This is a genomic window from Streptomyces sp. NPDC049585, assembly GCF_040675615.1.
In the GTDB taxonomy this organism is placed as follows: domain Bacteria; phylum Actinomycetota; class Actinomycetes; order Streptomycetales; family Streptomycetaceae; genus Streptomyces; species Streptomyces luteosporeus.
In genome coordinates this window covers 1-16,642 of sequence record NZ_JBFAPE010000006.1, presented here as the reverse complement: position 1 = coordinate 16,642, position 16,642 = coordinate 1, and the positions used below count along the sequence as shown (strand labels likewise).

Below are 16,642 nucleotides of genomic sequence, written 5' to 3'. Positions count from 1 at the left end.
CATGGCAATCGCCGTAGGCGACAAGGCTCCGGACTTCGAGCTGAAGAACCAGCACGGCGAGACCGTCCGGCTCTCCGACTTCCGGGGCGAGAAGAACGTCGTCCTGCTCTTCTACCCCTTCGCCTTCACCGGCGTGTGCACCGGCGAGCTGTGCGCCCTGCGCGACGAGCTGCCGAAGTTCGTCAACGACGACGTGCAGCTGCTCGCCGTCTCCAACGACTCCCCGTTCTCCCTGCGCGTCTTCGCCGAGCAGGAGGGCCTGGAGTACCCGCTGCTGTCGGACTTCTGGCCGCACGGCGAGGCCAGCCGCGCCTACGGCGTCTTCGACGAGGAGAAGGGCTGCGCCCTGCGCGGCACCTTCGTCATCGACAAGGACGGTGTCGTGCGCTGGACGATCGTCAACGGTCTGCCCGACGCACGTGACCTGAACGAGTACACCAAGGCGCTCGCCGCGCTCTGAGCGCGCCGTCGCCAGTGCACTCCCGGGACGCCTGGGGCAACCCTGCCCGGCGTCCCGGGCGTCCTTGGTGCAAGACCCTGTCGACGCCGGGAACCGGTCACTAGGATCCACACGTTGATCGGGTGCCATCGCACAACCGGGGGCGCGGGAAACGCCTGGCCCCTCGAACCAATGGAGGACTCGTGGGAGTCAGTCTCAGCAAGGGCGGCAACGTCTCGCTGACCAAGGCGGCCCCGAACCTGACCGCGGTCGTCGTCGGTCTCGGCTGGGACGCCCGTACGACCACCGGTACGGACTTCGACCTGGACGCCAGCGCGCTGCTGACCAACGACCAGGGCAAGGTTGCCAACGACCAGAACTTCGTGTTCTTCAACAACCTCAAGAGCCCCGACGGCTCGGTCGAGCACACCGGCGACAACCTCACCGGTGAGGGCGAGGGCGACGACGAGACGATCAAGGTGAACCTCGCCGCCGTGCCGGCCGACGTCGCCAAGATCGTCTTCCCGGTCTCGATCTACGAGGCCGAGGCCCGCCAGCAGAGCTTCGGCCAGGTGCGCAACGCCTACATCCGCGTGGTCAACCAGGCCGACAACACCGAGCTGGCCCGCTACGACCTCAGCGAGGACGCCTCCACCGAGACCGCCATGGTCTTCGGCGAGCTCTACCGCCACGGCGCCGAGTGGAAGTTCCGGGCCATCGGCCAGGGCTACGCCTCGGGTCTGCGCGGCATCGCCCAGGACTTCGGCGTGAACGTCTGACGTCCGCCACGCCACCGCTCCGGCGCCGTACGCCCCGTCCGGGGAGTGCGGCGCCGGACGTGCACCGAGAATCACCGTCATCTCGGGCAACACCGCAAACTCGGGGAGGAAGCTGCACATGGGTGTCACGCTCGCCAAGGGAGGCAACGTCTCCCTCTCCAAGGCCGCGCCGAACCTGACCAACATCACCATCGGCCTCGGCTGGGACGCGCGCTCCACCACGGGCGCCCCCTTCGACCTCGACGCCAGCGCCCTGCTGTGCGCCGCGGGCCGGGTGCTCGGCGACGAGTACTTCGTCTTCTACAACAACCTCAAGAGCCCGGACGGCTCGGTCGAGCACACCGGTGACAACCTCACCGGTGAGGGCGAGGGTGACGACGAGTCCATCCTGGTCGACCTCGCCAAGGTGCCGGCCGCCTGCGACAAGATCGTTTTCCCGGTCTCCATCCACGAGGCGGACGTGCGCGGCCAGAGCTTCGGCCAGGTCTCCAACGCCTACATCCGCGTGGTCAACCAGGCCGACGGCAGCGAGCTGGCCCGTTACGACCTCAGCGAGGACGCCTCCACCGAGACGGCGATGATCTTCGGCGAGGTCTACCGCTACAACGGCGAATGGAAGTTCCGGGCCGTGGGTCAGGGGTACGCGTCGGGGCTGCGAGGCATCGCCCTAGACTTCGGGGTCAACGTTTCGTAAAGCCGCGTCCGCGCGGACCTCCCCGTACAGCAAAGGATTGGGTAGCCAGTGCTCCTGAAAACCTTCGGCTGGTCGCTGGCCGTCACGGCGGTCGGACTGGCCCTGGCCGGCTTTCTGTGGGGGTGGCAGGGGCTGGCGGTCGTCGCGATCCTCTCCGTCCTCGAGATCTCGCTCTCCTTCGACAACGCGGTCATCAACGCGGGCATCCTGCGCAAGATGAACGCCTTCTGGCAGCGGATCTTCCTGACCGTGGGCATCCTCATCGCCGTCTTCGGCATGCGGCTCGTCTTCCCGGTCGTGATCGTCGCCATCACCGCCAAGCTCAGCCCCCTCGAGGCGGTGCGGGTCGCGCTGGAGGACCACGACCGCTACGAGCAGCTGGTCACCGGCGCCCACCCCGCCATCGCCGCCTTCGGTGGCGTGTTCCTGCTGATGATCTTCCTTGACTTCATCTTCGAGGACCGGGACATCAGGTGGCTGGGCTGGCTGGAGAAGCCGCTGGCCAAGCTGGGCAAGCTGGAGACCCTCTCCACCGTCGTCGCCCTGGTCGCCCTGCTGATCGCGGCGACCACCGTCGCCACGGCCGTCCCGGTCCACGGCGGCGAGGGCACCATCGACAAGGCCAGCACCGTCCTGCTCGCCGGCATCGGCGGCCTGGTGACGTACCTGGTGGTCGGTGGCATCTCCGACTTCTTCGAGAACCGTCTGGAGGAGCAGGAGGAGGCCGACGAGGAGGCCGCGTCCAAGGCCCCCGCGAAGAGCGGCGCCTCCGTCGTGGGCCTGGCCGGCAAGGCCGCCTTCTTCATGTTCCTCTACCTTGAGGTCATCGACGCCTCGTTCTCCTTCGACGGCGTCATCGGTGCCTTCGCCATCACCAACGACATCTTCGAGATGGCGCTCGGCCTCGGCATCGGCGCGATGTACATCCGCTCCCTGACCGTCTTCCTCGTCCGCAAGGGCACCCTGGACGACTACGTGTATCTGGAGCACGGCGCGCACTACGCCATCGGCGCGCTGGCCGTCATCCTGCTGATCAGCATCAAGTACGAGATCAACGACGTCATCACCGGTCTCGTCGGTGTGGTGCTCATCGGCCTGTCGTTCCTCTCCTCGGTGGTGCGCAACCGCAAGGAGGCGGCGGCCGGGGAGGGCTCCGGCCCGAAGGCCGAGGTTCCCTCCGGGGTGTGACCCCGGCACATTTGAGGGAACCCTCTCCACGGGGCGGTCATGAGGATCATCCTCCATGACCGCCCCGCGGCATGTGTGCTCACTGTGGGGGTTTTCGGCGATGGGGATCCGGGAGAAGTTCTTCGGCAACTGGGGGAGTGCGGCCGCGCGCCAGTTCGACGTCGGCGGCACCAGCGGCGCGGTCGAACTGACCAAGCGCAGGCCATCGTTCTCGCTGACCAAGCAGGGGGCGGTGACCGGCAATCTGAGGGTCAATCTCTCCTGGCGCATGCGCACCTCGGACTTCGGCGAGCGCCCCGCCTTCGGCTCCTCCCTGCGCCATCCACTGCGCAAGTTCACGCCCCAGGTCGTCCAGGCCCAGGGCCCGGCGATGGTCAACGTGGACCTCGACCTCGCCTGTATGTACGAGCTGGCGGACGGGTCCAAGGGCGTAGTGCAGCCCCTCGGCAACATACTGGGCAGCATCAACTCGCCGCCGTATGTTCAGCTCAGCGGTGACGACCGCTTCGGCTCCGGCTCGGGCGAGACCATCTACATCAACATGGACCACCGTGACGACTTCAAGCGACTGCTGATCTTCGTCTACATCTATGACGGGACCCCGGCCTTCGACCGTACGCACGCGATGGTCACCCTCTACCCCGGCAACGGCCCGCGCCTGGAGGTCGCCCTCAACGAGCGCGCCCCCGAGGCCCGCTCCTGCGCGGTTCTGATGATCGAGAACATCAAGGGCGAGATGATCGTCCGCCGCGAGATGCGCTACGTCTACGGCTTCCAGTCCGAGCTGGACCGCCTCTACGGCTGGGGCCTGCAGTGGGGCCGGGGGTACAAGAGCAAGGTCTGAACGAAACCCCTGTACCTACCCCGTGTCCGCCCGGCGTACGCCTCGCCGCTCCGCTCAGTGCTGCGGCAGGAACTGCGGCCCCTGCGGCGGCAACCGGAAGGCCGGGTCGGGCACCGGCTGGTGCGGCGGGTAGCCGTACGAGGGCTGCGGCGGCGTCTGCTGCGACTGGTGCTGCTGCGGATACCCGTACGCCGGCCGGTGCGCGGGGGCCGCCGGCACCTGCGGGTACGGCTGCGGATAGCCGTACACCGGCTGGGGCGCCGTCGCGGGCAGCGGCACGGACTGCGAGGGCGGCGGGACCGCCGGCGGCGCCGTGGGCGGCGGCGGGTAGGCGTAGCCCCCGGCCGGCTCGCCCGCGGCACCGGTGGCGGCCGGCTCGGGCGGGGCGACGGCCTCCGGAGCGGGGGTGCCCGCCGAGTCCTCGGCGCCCTCCTCCGGCTCCTCCACGGTGATGCCGAACTCCGTCGCCAGCCCCACCAGCCCCGTGGCGTACCCCTGGCCCAGGGCCCGGAACTTCCAGCCCTCCCCGCGCCGGTACAGCTCGCCGCAGAGCATCGCCGTCTCGTCGCCCGTCTCCGGGCGCACGTCGAAGCGCGCGACGGGCGTGGCCTCCGCGGTGCCGGCACCGGGCTGCGCCGCGTCGTACAGCAGCACGCACAGGTCCTCGACCTGCCCGAACGTGCCGCCGTCCGCCGAGGCGGCCAGCACGACGCGGGAGACGGCCGTCTCCAGGCGCGCCACCTCGACCTCGACGGAGTCCGTCGCCCCCTCGACCAGCCGCTTCTTCGGCAGGTGCCGCACCAGGCCGCAGGGGTGGGTGGGCTGGTTGTAGAAGACGAAGTCCTCGTCGGAGCGCACGCGGCCGCCGTCCCCCAGCAGCAGCGCGGAGACGTCCACGTCCGGGACGCCCGGGCCCGGGGTCCAGCGCAGGACGGCCCGCACGGTGGGGGCCTCGAGCGGGATGTTCGACCCCTTCAGCATGGCGTGCGTCATGTCCGCAATCCTGCCTTCCCGCCGGGTGCCTGGACAACGCAGGGGGTCACCGGCGGACACCCCTTTACCGAACGGCTTTGCGCAGGTCATGAGTTTTTCACGTACTTGGGGAACTCTTGACCCACCCGCGGACGTACGATAATCGGCCACACTTCCTGGCCGGCCCGGCCGGAGGGACGGCGCCCGGCAGGCCGCGGCAATCGGGGAGAGCTATGAGGCATTTCGGATACCTTCCACCGGAGGTGCGCAGCGGGCTGTTCCACCGGGAACCGGGCGAGTTCACCGCTGCTTCCCCCGCCCGTACGCTCGCCGTCGCCCTCGGCGCCACCCTCTACGCCCCCGCCACCCGGCCCACCCTCGCCCAGGACGTCCGAAAGCAGGCGCGACGTGGCGTGGTGTCCATGGTGCTGTGCCTGGAGGACTCCATCAACGACGCCGACGTGGCGGACGCCGAGGAGAACCTCGTCCGGCAGTTCGAACACCTCGCCGCCGGCCCCGACGACGCCACCGGCGACGTTCCCGGCGACGGCGGTGCGCCGGACCTTCCCCTGCTGTTCATCCGCGTCCGCGAGCCCGGCCAGGTGGAGGACCTCGTCCGCCGCCTCGGCCCCGCAGTACGGCTGCTGTCCGGATTCGTCCTGCCGAAGTTCACCGAGGAGCGCGGCCTGCCCTTCCTGGAGGCCCTCACCACCGCCGAGGCCGCCTGCGGACGGCGCCTGTACGCCATGCCCGTGCTCGAATCCCCCGAGATCCTCCACCTGGAGACCCGCACCGACGCCCTCGCCGGCGTCTACCGCGCCGTCGACAAGTACCGCGAGCACGTCCTCGCCCTACGCCTCGGCGTCACCGACTTCTGCGCCGCCTACGGGCTGCGCCGGGCACCCGACATGACCGCCTACGACGTCAAGCTCGTCGCCTCCGTCATCGCCGACGCCGTCAACGTCCTCGGCCGCGCCGACGGCAGCGGCTTCACCGTCACCGGACCGGTGTGGGAGTACTTCCCGCAGCCCGAGCGGATCTTCAAGCCCCAGCTGCGCCGCAGCCCCTTCGCCGGCCCCGCCGAGGCCCTGCGCACCGCCCTCATCGAACACGACCTCGACGGCCTCCTCCGCGAGATCCAGCTCGACCGCGCCAACGGCCTGCAGGGCAAGACCTGCATCCACCCCTCGCACGTCGCCCCCGTCCACGCCCTCTCCGTCGTCAGCCACGAGGAGTACACCGACGCCCAGGACATCCTGCGGCCGGAAAGCGATGGCGGGGGAGTGCTGCGCTCCGCCTACACCAACAAGATGAACGAGATAAAGCCCCACCGCGCCTGGGCCGAGCGCACGATGCTGCGCGCCGAGGTCTTCGGCGTCGCCCGCGAGGACGTGAGCTTCGTGGAACTGCTGGCCGCGGGGCTCCGCAACGCATGAGCACGAGCACGACGAGCACGAGAGTGGGGACGACCGAAGTGAACGGCGTGTGGTCCGGCCAATGGGTCACGGACCGGCTGGGCATCGAACTGCGGGGTGACACCGCTCGGCTGCGCGACCTGCTGGGCCTGGCCCTGCGCCACAACCCCAAACGGGCACACCTGCTCGTCTCCCACGTCCTCGGCAAACACGTACCGGTCCCACCGGCACGGGTGTACGGGGCGGGACTCGACCTCGGACGGCGCGTACGGGCCGTACTCGGCGAGGCGGACGCGGCGCGTGCCGTCGTCCTCGGCTACGCCGAGACGGCCACCGGCCTCGGCCACTGCGTGGCCGACGGCCTCGGCCCCGCCCCCTATCTGCACTCCACGCGGCGCGCGGTGCACGGGGTGGAACCGGTCGGAGGCTTCGAGGAGGAGCACAGCCACGCGACCTCCCACCTGCTCCTGCCGGAGGACGGCGGATTCCTCGCCGGCGACGGGCCGCTGGTGCTCGTCGACGACGAGTTCTCGACGGGGCGCACGGTGCGCAACACGATTGCGGCACTGCATGCGCGGTATCCGCGGGGGCGGTATGTGGTGGCGGCGCTGGTGGACGTACGGTCCGAAGCGGACCGTGCCGCGCTCGACGCGTTCGCGGCGGAACTCGGCGCGAGGGTGGACGTCGTGGCCCTGGCCACGGGAACGGTCCACCTGCCGCACGATGTGCTGGAGCGGGGCCGGGAGCTGGTGGGCGCGACGCCGTCGCCGTCTGCGGGTGCGCTGGTGCCCACCCGTGCCGCCCTGCGGCACGATTGCCCACCAGCGCAGCGGGTGGCCCTCGCCTGGCCCCCCAACCTCCCGGACGGCGGCCGTCACGGTTTCACAGCGGCGCACCACGCCGAGCTGGAAGCAGCCCTGCCGGGGATGGCGGAGGAGCTCCGCCGTGTTGTGGGCAGTCGTTCCGCAGGGGCGGAACGGGTGGGCACAACACGGCCGGCAGACGGCCACGGCGCTCAGCCCCCGCGGCGGGATGCCGATCCGGCCCACGAGGCCGCACTCGGCGACGGCGCTCAGCCCCCGCTCAGGGAACCGCACCGCGTCCTCGTACTCGGCACCGAGGAGCTGATGTACGCCCCCCTGCGCCTCGCGCACGCGTTGGAGCGGCAGCTCGCCGTGGAGGGGGAGGGGGAGGGGAAGGGGGACGCCACCGTGGCGTACTCCACCACCACCCGTTCCCCCGTGCACCCCGTCGACGACCCCGGCTACGCGATCCGTTCCCGCATCACCTTCCGCACGCGCGAGGGCGACCGGTACGCGTACAACGTCGCCGGTGCCGGCTTCGACACCGTCGTCGTCGTGGCCGACGACGTCACGGACACCACCGATCTCCTCGCCCAACTCGCCGCGCACACGGGCCACGTCGTGCTCGCCGTCGTCCCTTCCTACATCCCACCGAAGGCCCGCATTCCCATGCCCGAACCCCTCCGTGGTCCCTCCTTCTCCTCCTACGCCCCGGAGGACGTCGGCTGGCTGCTGCAGGATCTGTCGTCCGTGGAGCTGGAGGCGCCGACCGAGGAGCGGGAGGAGGCCATTCAGAGCGGGGGTGCGCACTATGCGGAGTCGCTGCCGGTGGAGTATCAGCCGAGCGCCCGCTACCAGGAGCTGTACCACGCCGCGCTGGAGGCGTCCGCGCAGCGCCTCGCGCTGGCCGTCGGCACGGTCACGGAGACCGTGCTGGCGGAGCGGTCGCCGCGGCCGGTGCTCGTCTCGCTGGCCCGTGCCGGTACGCCCGTGGGCGTGCTGATGCGCCGCTGGGCGCGTCACGCGCACGGCCTGGACGTGCCGCATTACGCCGTCTCGATCGTGCGCGGTCGCGGTATCGACCCCAATGCCCTGCGCTGGCTGGCCGCCCATCACGACCCGGCCGATGTCGTCTTCGTCGACGGCTGGACGGGCAAGGGCGCCATCACCCGCGAACTGACCGAGGCACTGCGCGACTTCCCGGGCTTCGACCCGCGTCTTGCGGTGCTCGCCGACCCCGGGCACTGCGTGGAGACCTACGGTACGCGTGACGACTTCCTCATCCCTTCCGCCTGTCTCAACTCGACCGTCTCCGGCCTGATTTCGCGTACGGTGCTGCGTGCCGACCTGGTCGGCCCGCACGATTTCCACGGTGCGAAGTTCTACCGGGAGCTGGCGGGCGCGGACGTCTCGCGGTCGTTTCTGGACGCCGTCGCCGCCCGGTTCCCGGGCCTGGAGGAGGACGTCGCCCTCGCCGTCAAGGAGCTGACGGCGGCGGACCGTACGCCGACCTGGGTGGGTTGGAAGGCGGTCGAGCGCATCAGTGAGGAGTTCGGCATCCACGACGTCAACCTCGTCAAGCCGGGCGTCGGCGAGACCACGCGGGTGCTGCTGCGCCGTGTGCCCTGGAAGATCCTCGCCGGGCGGGGCGCGGGCGCGGACCTCGACCATGTGCGCCTGCTGGCGGCCCAGCGCGGGGTGCCGGTGGAGGAGGTGGACGGGCTGCCGTACAGCTGCGTCGGCCTGATCCACCCGCGGTACACGCGCGGCGCCACCGGTGCCGACGGCCGGTCGGTGACCGCCCCGTGACCGTACTCGTCGCGAGCGACCTCGACCGCACGCTGATCTACTCCACCGCCGCCCTCGCCCTGGGCATGCCGGACGAGCGGGCTCCGCGCCTGCTGTGCGTGGAGACCTACGAGCAGCGGCCGCTGTCCTACATGACGGAGACCGCGGCCGGGCTCCTGGCCGAGCTGGGCGCCGCGGTCACGTTCGTCCCCACCACCACCCGTACCCCCGAGCAGTACGCCCGCATCAACCTGCCCGGCCCGGCGCCGGAGTTCGCCATCTGCGCCAACGGCGGCGAACTGCTGGTGCGCGGAGTGCCGGACGCCGGCTGGCGGGCGCGGGTGCGCCGGACGCTGGACGCCGAGTGCGCCACGCTGGCCGAGGTCCACGAGCGCCTCGTGCGGACGGCCGACCCCGCCTGGCTGCTCAAGGAACGCACGGCCGCCGGCCTCTTCGCGTACCTGGTCGTCGACCGCCCCCTGCTGCCGGACGCCTGGGTGAAGGAACTGGCCGCCTGGGCGCAGGAGCGGGGCTGGACGGTCTCGGTGCAGGGCCGCAAGCTGTACGCCGTCCCCAAGCCGCTCACCAAGAGCGCGGCGGTCGCCGAGGTGGCCCGGCGCACCGGCGCCGAACGCATCCTCGCCGCCGGCGACTCGCTGCTGGATGCCGACCTGCTGCTGGCCGCCGACCGCGCCTGGCGGCCCGGCCACGGCGAGCTGGCCGACATCGGCTGGACGGCACCGCACGTCACCGCGCTGACCGCGCGGGGTGTGGCAGCGGGGGAGGAGATCGTGCGGGCGTTCGGCGAAGGCTGAGGGTCGAGGGCCGAAGGCCGAAGGCCGAGGGCCGGGGCTACGCTCGGGACCGCATCAGTGTTGTTGTGCTCGTCCAGTCGTTTAGTCGCCCAGTCGTCCGACCAGGAGATCGCATGACCGAGATCAAGAGCCCGCCGCTCACGCCCGAGCTGTACGACTACGTGCTCGCCCACAATCCGCCGCTGGATCCCGTGCAGAGCGCCCTCGTCGAGTCCACCCACACGCTCTTCCCCGATCACGCGATCAAGCAGGTGGCCCGGGAGCAGGCGCCCCTGCTGGCCTTCCTCGTCCGGCTCACCGGCGCCCGCCACGTCGTGGAGGTCGGCACGTTCACCGGCCTGTCCGCGCTGGCCATGGCGCAGGCGCTGCCGCCCGGCGGCAGCCTGCTGACGCTGGACGTCTCGCAGGAGTGGACGGCCCACGCCCGCGAGGCGTGGGCCAAGGCCGGGGTGACGGACCGCATCGAGCTGCGCATCGCGCCCGCCCTCGACTCGCTGCGCGCCCTGCCCGCCGAGCCGCACATCGACCTGGCCTTCCTCGACGCGAACAAGGACGGCTACGTCGACTACTGGGAGGAGATCGTGCCCCGGCTGCGCCCGGGAGGGCTGATCGTCGCCGACAACGTGCTCTTCGCCGGCCAGGCGGCCGACCCCACGGTGACGGACGGGCCGGGGGCGGCGATGCGCGTGTTCAACGCGCACGTCGCCGCCGACCGGCGGATGGAGTCGGTGATGCTCACGGTCGCGGACGGTCTCACGCTCGCCCGCAAGGCCTGATCCGGGAGCCGGTCAGCCGCAGCAGCCGCCCCCGCAGCAACCGCCGCCGCCCGCGCGCGGTGTGGCGGGGGCGGAGGACGAGGTGCCGGTGACGGCGACCGTCGAGAGCAGCTTCACGGTGTCGGTGTGCCCGTCCGGGCAGGTGGCGGGCGCCGAGGACTCGGCCATCGGCCGGTTCAGCTCGAAGGTGTCGCCACAGGCCTTGCAGCGGTATTCGTAACGAGGCATGGCGGCAGGATAAGTCAGCCCCGCCCGGCCCCGCGCTCGTCCCGGATCTCCTGCACCACGCGGGCGGCCGTGCGCCGTACCGCCTCCGTCTCGGTCAGGAAGTGCCACCAGTCCGGGTGCCGGCCCTGCAGCCCCTCGACCGCCCGCTCCAGCCGGGCCACCCCCTCGTCCAGCGGGCGCGCGTGCCGGGGGTCGGGCGTGCTGCGCCCGGCCATCGCCAGGCGCTGGGCGTCGCGCAGGGCGAAGCGCGTGCGCTCGACCTCCCCGGTGTGGTCGAAGGACACCTCGTCCAGCCGGCGCAGCCGCTCCCCGGCCGCCGAGACGCCCTCGTCGGTGGCGTTGAGCAGGGCCCGTACGGTCGCCAGCAGCGCCGTGGCGTCGGCCCAGCGCTGCTCGTCCCGGGCGGTGCGGGCCTGCGCCAGCTTCTGCTCGGCCTGGGAGACGGCCCGTTCGGCCTCGTCCGGCACCTGCTGCAGGTCCTGCCAGCAGGCGGCGCTGTAGCGGCGGCGCAGCTCGCTGAGCACGGGGGCCACGCCGGCCGCTCGCGTGGTCAGCGCCTGGGCGCGGGTGCGCAGGGAAACCAGCCGCTTGTCGATCTCCGCGGCCTTCTGCGGCAGCCGCTCGGCCTCCTCGCGGACCGCCTCCGCCTCCCGCTGCACGTGCTCGGCGCGCTGCAGGGTCTCGCGTACGCCGTGCCGGCCGGCGCCCTCGTTGAGCCTGGTCAGCTCGGGGGCCAGGGCGGCCAGCCGGGCCGCGAGGTCGTCGGCCCGCAGGCCCGCCTCCCGCGCGCCGTCCAGGGCGCCGGTCGCGGCCCGCAGCTGCTGCCGGGCCCGCTCGACGGCGGGCGCGAGCTGCGCCAGCTCGTTCTCGGCGCGGGTCAGCAGCGGGCCGAGGGACTGCGCGAAGCGGTCCAGGTCGGCCTTGGCGCGCACCAGCTCGTCCTTGGCCCGGGTCAGCTCGGTGCGGGCGCGCGCGGCGGCCCCGGGCTCCAGGTCGTCGCGGTCGAGGTCGTGGGCGTCGACGGCCGTGATGTACGTGGCGGAGACCTCGTCTATGCGCCGGCCGAACGCCTCGAAGTCGGCGGCCGCCTTGCGGGCGGCGGGCGAGGAGTCGGCGGCCGTGATCGTCTCGATGGAGATCCGCAGGTCGCGCTGGGCGGTGTCCAGCTCGTAGAACGCCGCCGCGGCCGCGTCCTTCGCCTCCTGCGCCTGCGCCCGGTTGTTCTCCCCGCGGCCCCAGCCCCAGCGGCGGGTGCCGCCGCCGGCGAAGGCGGCGGCGAGGGCGATCAGGGGCAGTGGCAGCAGGACCACCATGGCGGTCTCCCGGACGGCGGCGGCCAGCGCGGTACGTGCGACGGTCCCTCTCACTTGCCCTCTGCCTCTCCCGTTGGATCGCCCCAGGTCCGGGAGGGCCATTGTCGCAGCCCGGGTTGCGGCTGCGGGGTCAGCCCAGGTCGCGCACCTCGACGTCCCCGTTGCCGCCGCGCGCGGTGACGGCGTGCGCACTCGCCCCGTCGCGCGGCACACCGACGGTGACGCTGCCGTTGCGCGAACCGGCGTCCACCTTGTACGGGGCGCGGGGCAGGGCGATGCGGGTGGAACCGTTGCCGTTGCGCGTCTCGACGCGGTCGGGGACACGGTCGGTGCTGATCCGGATCGCGCCGTTGCGGCTGGCCGCGCTGATCGTCGGCGAGCCGACGGCCTTCGCCTCGATGGTCCCGTTGGTCGTCCGCAACGCCAGCGCGCCGCTGGCCTCCCGCACGCGCACGGCACCGTTGGTCGTCCTGACGGCCAGGTGCCCGGCGAAGCCCCGGGCGCCGACAGGCCCGTTGGTGCTCCTAACGGTGACCGCCAGCGCCCGCGGCACCTCGATCCGGTGCCGGGCCGCGCACCGCACGGTGATGCCGGTGCAGTGCATGCGCAGCCTGAGCGTGTCCCCCCGCACGTCCCAGCTCACCCGGGCGGCCCCGCCCAGTGCCCACCCGCGGAACCACCGGGTGACCTTCACCTGCCGGGCATCGGTGGGCACCAGCTCCAGTGCGGAGTTGTCGCTGTCGACGGTCAGCTCCCGCCCGGCCACGGAGAACACCCGCTCCTGCAGCGCCGCGTCGTCCGGATCGACCGAGCCGCACCCGGCGAGCACCAGCACCCCTGCGACCAGGGCGGACAGTCGTACGGCGAGTCGTACGGCGCGGGTCGCGCGGGCAGCCATGGGATCTCCGTTCGGCACGAGGACGGCAACACGGCGACCGTAGGAGATCCCGCCCCGGGCGGGGATCCGGCCGGCTCCCGGATCGGGGTGGGGATAACCCCCGATGTGTGGTTTGCGGGGACCGGGGTGGGGCAAGGTAGGCTGTCCACTCATGCCAGGGCGCATAGCTCAGCGGTAGAGCGCTGCTCTTACAAAGCAGATGTCGGCGGTTCGAACCCGTCTGCGCCCACCCAGGCAACGGCTGCAGCGCAGCTGTCGAGGCCCCTCGTCCCGAACGGACGAGGGGCCTTTTTCGTGGGCGGGGTCACAGCCTGATGATCATGGTTCGGTTATAGTTGCCGCACTGCCGGCCGGTAGGCCGGTTTCGGGTGGGTTTTCTTTATTTCTGCAGCGTTTGTTTTCTGCATTTCTCAGGGGGGTTCGCAGTGATTGCGAAGAAGATGGGGAAGGCTGTGGCCGTCATTGCGGCCGCCGGTTCTCTGATGGTGCTGACGCCGGGGACGAGCCAGGCGACCGACTACATCGAGCTCCGGAACCAGAACAGCGGCAAGTGCCTGGAGGTGGAGAACTCCAGCCACGAGAACGGGGCTCGGGTCCAGCAGTGGGACTGCCGTGGTCAGGAGGGCAGTCAGTGGTTCTTCTACAAGTCCCCCGTCAGCGGATACCTCCAGATCAGGAACCGCTTTTCCGACATGTGCCTTGAGGTGGCCGACGGCGACACGCGCAACGGTGCTCGCATCCAGGTGTGGGGCTGTGTCGCGGGCGCCAGGAACCAGGCCTGGATCGTGGGCGGTGGAAAGATCATCAACTACGGCACCAACAAGGCGGTCGAGATAGCGGACTCCTCGACCGACAACGGTGCGCCCGCCCAGCAGTGGAATTACGTGGGTTACGCCACCCAGCGGTGGAACACCAGCTCCATCGGCTGACGTCGAGGCGCGCCATACGTGCGCAGCGAAAAGCCCCGAAGCCATCGGCTCCGGGGCTCTTCTGTTCGCCTGGGCCGGTGGGATTCGGTCAGCGGCCGGTGAGGAGGCCGACCGGGCGAAGCGCCTGGCCTGCGGCGTCAGCGGTCCTCGGCGGCGTCCCACGCCGCGCGGGCGGCGGCGATGGCGGGGCGGTGGGCGATCGACCAGTCCGCCAGGGCTTTCACCAGGTGGGTGAGGCTGTGCCCCAGCTCCGTCAGCTCGTACTCGACCTGCGGCGGGACGGTGGGGTGGACGGTCCGGCTCACCAGCCCGTCCCGCTCCAGGCGCCGCACGGTGAGGGTGAGCATGCGCTGTGAGATGTCGCCGGGGATGGCGCGCTGGAGCTCCTTGAAGCGCCGTATGCCCGAGGCGAGTTCGACGATCACGTAGACGGACCACTTGTCGCCCAGCCGGTCCAGCACGTCCCGCACCCCGCACTCGTCCTGCGGCGTGTCGCAGACGATCACGGGCTCGTCCCGGGCCGGGGTGGTTACCCCGGTGTGCCCTACTGACATCAATGTGCCTCCTTACGTGGTCGCGATCTCCTCCCGATGATGGAAACACACAGCTCAGGAGGCACATCCCATGATTCTTGTCAGTGGCGCGGGCGGCGCGCTGGGCGCTTTGGTGGCCGGCGAACTGGCCGGGCGGGACGACGTCGTGCTCGGCACCCGCGCCCCCCGCTCCGCCGCCGAACGGCGCGTCGACTTCGACGACCCGTCCTCGCTCGACTTCGCCGGCGTCGACACCCTGCTGCTCATATCCGCCGGCTACGGGGAGGACGACGTCGTCATCGCCCGCCACGACGCGGCGATCGGCGCGGCCGAGCGGGCGGGCGTGCGGCACGTCGTCTACACCAGCCTCAGCGGCGACGGCGACCACCTGCCGTACGCGCTTGCCCACCGCTGGACCGAACGCCGCCTGCAGCGTGGCCGCCTGGAGTGGACGATCCTGCGCAACGGGCTCTATGCGGAGTTCCTCGCGGGCATCGCCGCCCCCGGACCCGACGGCGTGATCACCGCGCCCCTCGGCGAGGGCCGCCTGGCCGCCGTGGCCCGCGCGGACCTCGCGGCGGTCGCGGCCGCCGTCGTCGCGGCGCCCGCCGCCCATGCGGGGAAGGTGTACGAGCTCGTGGGCGAACGCCCCCTGGGCGGCGCGGACCTGGCCGCCGCCACCGGCTCCTCCTACCGGCCCGGCGCGCTGGCGGCGACCCGCGAGGCGATCGCCGCGGCCGGCGAGGCGCTGCCCTACCAGGTGCCGATGCTGGTGGGCACGTACTCGGCGATCGCCGGTGGCTTCCTCGACGGCTCCGGCATCACGAACAACGCCCTGCGCACGCTCCTTCGACGCGATCCCCTCTCGCCGCTGGACGCGTACCTGGCCGCCGCACGACCTGATATGTAAGGTGTAACTTCAGTCAGGGCTTATTACATATCGGGGGATGTGCATGACGGACACGAGAATCGACGAGCTCGTGCAGGCATGGATCGACGGCTGGGTCGTCTCGCGCGGCGCGGCGGATCCGGTCGGGGAACCCTGGGGCTGGAGCATCGACGTCGGCCAGACCCGGCACGTCTGGCGCCATGTCGTGCCCCGGCCCGACGAGATGACGGTCCGTAAGCTCGCCGAGGGCACCGCCGCCCCCTGGACCTGGCTGAAGCTGTTCGCCGAGGACGACGAGATCCGGCCGTGGGTCGGACCGGGGTGGCGCTTCGACCAGCCCGGCTTCCTGATGACCTGCCCGCTGCAGGCCGAACGGCCCGCCGTGCCGGCGGGGTACACGGTGACCACCTGGACCCGCGGCGACGTCGTCCGCGTCCTCGTCCGCACCACCGACGGCCACTTCGCCGCCCGCGGCCAGATCGCCCGCGGCTCGGGCGCCACCGCCATCGCCGACCAGATAGAGACCTCACCCGACCACCGGCGCCGAGGCCTGGGCAGCCTCGTGATGCGTACGCTGCAGAACGCCGCGCACGAGGCCGGCGCCCGCACCGGCGTCCTGGTCGGCACGCCCGAGGGTCGGCAGCTCTACACCTCGCTGGGCTGGACCACCCACTCGCCGATGGCGAGCCTCTGGTACGAGCCGTAGACCCGCCAGGGGCGCGGGGCGGTGTCGATGTGCGGCTGCCGCCGCGTGGGCGCGACAAGCCACGACGCGCCCGCAGACGAAGTGCCGTGTGCGTCGGCTGCAGGCCGCCGGTGGCCGATCACGTCCACGCGGCGACAGCCGCAGAACGGCCGCAGATCGGCGCTGGTCCACGCCCCTGGAGGGGTGCTAGGCCGTGTCCGGCGGATCTTCGTCACGCAGCCACCACGGCGCCCCGTCAGGGGCGCGGGGCGGTGTCGATGTTGCGGCTGCCGCCGCGTGGGCGCGACAAGCCACGACGCGCCCGCAGATGGGGTGCCGCGCTTCGCCCCCGGCGCGTCGACTGCAGGCCATCGCTGGCTGATCGCGCCCACGCGGCGGCAGCCGCAGATCGACACCGCCCCGCGCCCCTACGGGGCACTGCATGATCCGCCGGACACGGCCTAAGGGCGGGCCCGGCGGGTTCACGAGCGGAACCGGTCCACGATCCTGGCGACGGCGCCCACCAGCACCGCCAGGGCGGCCACCAGCGCCACGAGTACGAGGATTCCCACCTTGAACGACAGCTTCGCCGCGATCGTCCAGAAACCGGGGAAGTGCCAGCCCAGTCCCCACCACACGACGGCCCACAACAGC

The 16,642-nt window shown here is 71.6% G+C and carries 17 protein-coding genes and 1 tRNA gene; 13 read left to right on the top strand and 5 right to left on the bottom strand.

The genetic code is table 11. The annotated features are described in order from the left end of the window. Nucleotide 1 precedes the first annotated feature (1 nt). From AB0K17_RS09190 to AB0K17_RS09170, 5 genes are all read left to right on the top strand, one after another. Complete coding sequence (locus tag AB0K17_RS09190) at nt 2-460, top strand: peroxiredoxin (protein WP_365967144.1); 459 nt, start codon at nt 2-4, stop codon at nt 458-460. A 182-nt stretch (nt 461-642) separates the two neighbouring features. Continuing rightward, entirely contained in the window at nt 643-1,218 is a 576-nt protein-coding gene (locus AB0K17_RS09185) for a TerD family protein (protein ID WP_365967145.1), read from the top strand. Nucleotides 1,219-1,336: 118 nt separating this feature from the next. Then, nucleotides 1,337-1,912 (top strand): TerD family protein, encoded by a 576-nt coding sequence (locus tag AB0K17_RS09180; RefSeq protein WP_365967146.1) that lies wholly within the window; start codon nt 1,337-1,339, stop codon nt 1,910-1,912. A 48-nt stretch (nt 1,913-1,960) separates the two neighbouring features. Next, a complete protein-coding gene (locus AB0K17_RS09175; RefSeq protein WP_365982619.1) occupies nt 1,961-3,100 on the top strand; it encodes a DUF475 domain-containing protein in 1,140 nt (379 codons plus the stop codon). 100 nt (nt 3,101-3,200) lie between these two features. Beyond that, nucleotides 3,201-3,944, top strand: coding sequence for a Tellurium resistance (locus AB0K17_RS09170; RefSeq protein WP_365967148.1), 744 nt, complete (start codon nt 3,201-3,203; stop codon nt 3,942-3,944). A gap of 54 nt (nt 3,945-3,998) precedes the next feature. Here AB0K17_RS09170 and AB0K17_RS09165 read toward each other — a convergent pair whose 3' ends face one another. Next, entirely contained in the window at nt 3,999-4,937 is a 939-nt protein-coding gene (locus AB0K17_RS09165) for a TerD family protein (RefSeq protein ID WP_365982618.1), read from the bottom strand. Between the two features lie 212 nt (nt 4,938-5,149). Between AB0K17_RS09165 and AB0K17_RS09160 the strand changes: the two genes are divergently transcribed. From AB0K17_RS09160 to AB0K17_RS09145, 4 genes are all read left to right on the top strand, one after another. Beyond that, complete coding sequence (locus tag AB0K17_RS09160; protein ID WP_365982617.1) at nt 5,150-6,352, top strand: HpcH/HpaI aldolase/citrate lyase family protein; 1,203 nt, start codon at nt 5,150-5,152, stop codon at nt 6,350-6,352. Beyond that, nucleotides 6,349-8,943 (top strand): phosphoribosyltransferase domain-containing protein, encoded by a 2,595-nt coding sequence (locus tag AB0K17_RS09155; protein WP_365982616.1) that lies wholly within the window; start codon nt 6,349-6,351, stop codon nt 8,941-8,943. Before AB0K17_RS09160 ends, AB0K17_RS09155 begins: the two co-directional genes overlap by 4 nt. Next, on the top strand, nt 8,940-9,737 hold the full coding sequence (locus tag AB0K17_RS09150; RefSeq protein ID WP_365967152.1) for an HAD family hydrolase: 798 nt from the start codon (nt 8,940-8,942) through the stop codon (nt 9,735-9,737). The genes AB0K17_RS09155 and AB0K17_RS09150 overlap by 4 nt, the downstream gene beginning before the upstream one ends. A gap of 113 nt (nt 9,738-9,850) precedes the next feature. Beyond that, a complete protein-coding gene (locus tag AB0K17_RS09145; RefSeq protein WP_365967153.1) occupies nt 9,851-10,513 on the top strand; it encodes an O-methyltransferase in 663 nt (220 codons plus the stop codon). A gap of 12 nt (nt 10,514-10,525) precedes the next feature. On the opposite strand, the gene AB0K17_RS09140 is transcribed toward AB0K17_RS09145, so the two are convergent. The 3 genes from AB0K17_RS09140 to AB0K17_RS09130 all read right to left on the bottom strand — a co-directional run bounded on the left by AB0K17_RS09140 (nt 10,526) and on the right by AB0K17_RS09130 (nt 12,952). Then, on the bottom strand, nt 10,526-10,741 hold the full coding sequence (locus tag AB0K17_RS09140) for a zinc ribbon domain-containing protein (protein WP_365967154.1): 216 nt from the start codon (nt 10,739-10,741) through the stop codon (nt 10,526-10,528). A gap of 14 nt (nt 10,742-10,755) precedes the next feature. Beyond that, nucleotides 10,756-12,054 carry a hypothetical protein gene (locus tag AB0K17_RS09135; protein ID WP_365967166.1) on the bottom strand — a complete coding sequence of 433 codons (1,299 nt, stop codon included), beginning with the start codon at nt 12,052-12,054 and terminating at the stop codon, nt 10,756-10,758. Nucleotides 12,055-12,184: 130 nt separating this feature from the next. Further along, nucleotides 12,185-12,952 (bottom strand): DUF4097 family beta strand repeat-containing protein, encoded by a 768-nt coding sequence (locus AB0K17_RS09130; RefSeq protein ID WP_365982615.1) that lies wholly within the window; start codon nt 12,950-12,952, stop codon nt 12,185-12,187. Nucleotides 12,953-13,109: 157 nt separating this feature from the next. On the opposite strand from AB0K17_RS09130, the gene AB0K17_RS09125 reads away from it, so the two are divergent. Both AB0K17_RS09125 and AB0K17_RS09120 read left to right on the top strand, forming a co-directional pair. After that, nucleotides 13,110-13,181, top strand: a tRNA-Val gene (locus tag AB0K17_RS09125). A 223-nt stretch (nt 13,182-13,404) separates the two neighbouring features. Continuing rightward, nucleotides 13,405-13,881: an RICIN domain-containing protein gene (locus AB0K17_RS09120; RefSeq protein ID WP_365982614.1), complete on the top strand. Its 477-nt coding sequence runs from the start codon at nt 13,405-13,407 to the stop codon at nt 13,879-13,881. A 137-nt stretch (nt 13,882-14,018) separates the two neighbouring features. Here the strand turns inward: AB0K17_RS09120 and AB0K17_RS09115 are convergent, their stop codons facing one another. Continuing rightward, nucleotides 14,019-14,435 (bottom strand): helix-turn-helix domain-containing protein, encoded by a 417-nt coding sequence (locus AB0K17_RS09115; RefSeq protein ID WP_365967157.1) that lies wholly within the window; start codon nt 14,433-14,435, stop codon nt 14,019-14,021. A gap of 70 nt (nt 14,436-14,505) precedes the next feature. Between AB0K17_RS09115 and AB0K17_RS09110 the strand changes: the two genes are divergently transcribed. Both AB0K17_RS09110 and AB0K17_RS09105 read left to right on the top strand, forming a co-directional pair. Beyond that, complete coding sequence (locus tag AB0K17_RS09110) at nt 14,506-15,324, top strand: NAD(P)H-binding protein (RefSeq protein WP_365967158.1); 819 nt, start codon at nt 14,506-14,508, stop codon at nt 15,322-15,324. Between the two features lie 43 nt (nt 15,325-15,367). Then, nucleotides 15,368-16,009, top strand: a complete 642-nt coding sequence (locus AB0K17_RS09105) for a GNAT family N-acetyltransferase (RefSeq protein ID WP_365967159.1) — start codon at nt 15,368-15,370, stop codon at nt 16,007-16,009. Nucleotides 16,010-16,642 lie beyond the last annotated feature (633 nt).

Coding starts and splice junctions, on each gene's coding strand:
- AB0K17_RS09190 (WP_365967144.1), top strand. CDS start 2: ATGGCAATCGCCGTAGGCGACAAGGCTCCGGACTTCGAGCTGAAGAAC.
- AB0K17_RS09180 (WP_365967146.1), top strand. CDS start 1,337: ATGGGTGTCACGCTCGCCAAGGGAGGCAACGTCTCCCTCTCCAAGGCC.
- AB0K17_RS09170 (WP_365967148.1), top strand. CDS start 3,201: ATGGGGATCCGGGAGAAGTTCTTCGGCAACTGGGGGAGTGCGGCCGCG.
- AB0K17_RS09165 (WP_365982618.1), bottom strand. CDS start 4,937: ATGACGCACGCCATGCTGAAGGGGTCGAACATCCCGCTCGAGGCCCCC.
- AB0K17_RS09160 (WP_365982617.1), top strand. CDS start 5,150: ATGAGGCATTTCGGATACCTTCCACCGGAGGTGCGCAGCGGGCTGTTC.
- AB0K17_RS09155 (WP_365982616.1), top strand. CDS start 6,349: ATGAGCACGAGCACGACGAGCACGAGAGTGGGGACGACCGAAGTGAAC.
- AB0K17_RS09145 (WP_365967153.1), top strand. CDS start 9,851: ATGACCGAGATCAAGAGCCCGCCGCTCACGCCCGAGCTGTACGACTAC.
- AB0K17_RS09140 (WP_365967154.1), bottom strand. CDS start 10,741: ATGCCTCGTTACGAATACCGCTGCAAGGCCTGTGGCGACACCTTCGAG.
- AB0K17_RS09135 (WP_365967166.1), bottom strand. CDS start 12,054: ATGGTGGTCCTGCTGCCACTGCCCCTGATCGCCCTCGCCGCCGCCTTC.
- AB0K17_RS09130 (WP_365982615.1), bottom strand. CDS start 12,952: ATGGCTGCCCGCGCGACCCGCGCCGTACGACTCGCCGTACGACTGTCC.
- AB0K17_RS09115 (WP_365967157.1), bottom strand. CDS start 14,435: ATGTCAGTAGGGCACACCGGGGTAACCACCCCGGCCCGGGACGAGCCC.
- AB0K17_RS09110 (WP_365967158.1), top strand. CDS start 14,506: ATGATTCTTGTCAGTGGCGCGGGCGGCGCGCTGGGCGCTTTGGTGGCC.
- AB0K17_RS09105 (WP_365967159.1), top strand. CDS start 15,368: ATGACGGACACGAGAATCGACGAGCTCGTGCAGGCATGGATCGACGGC.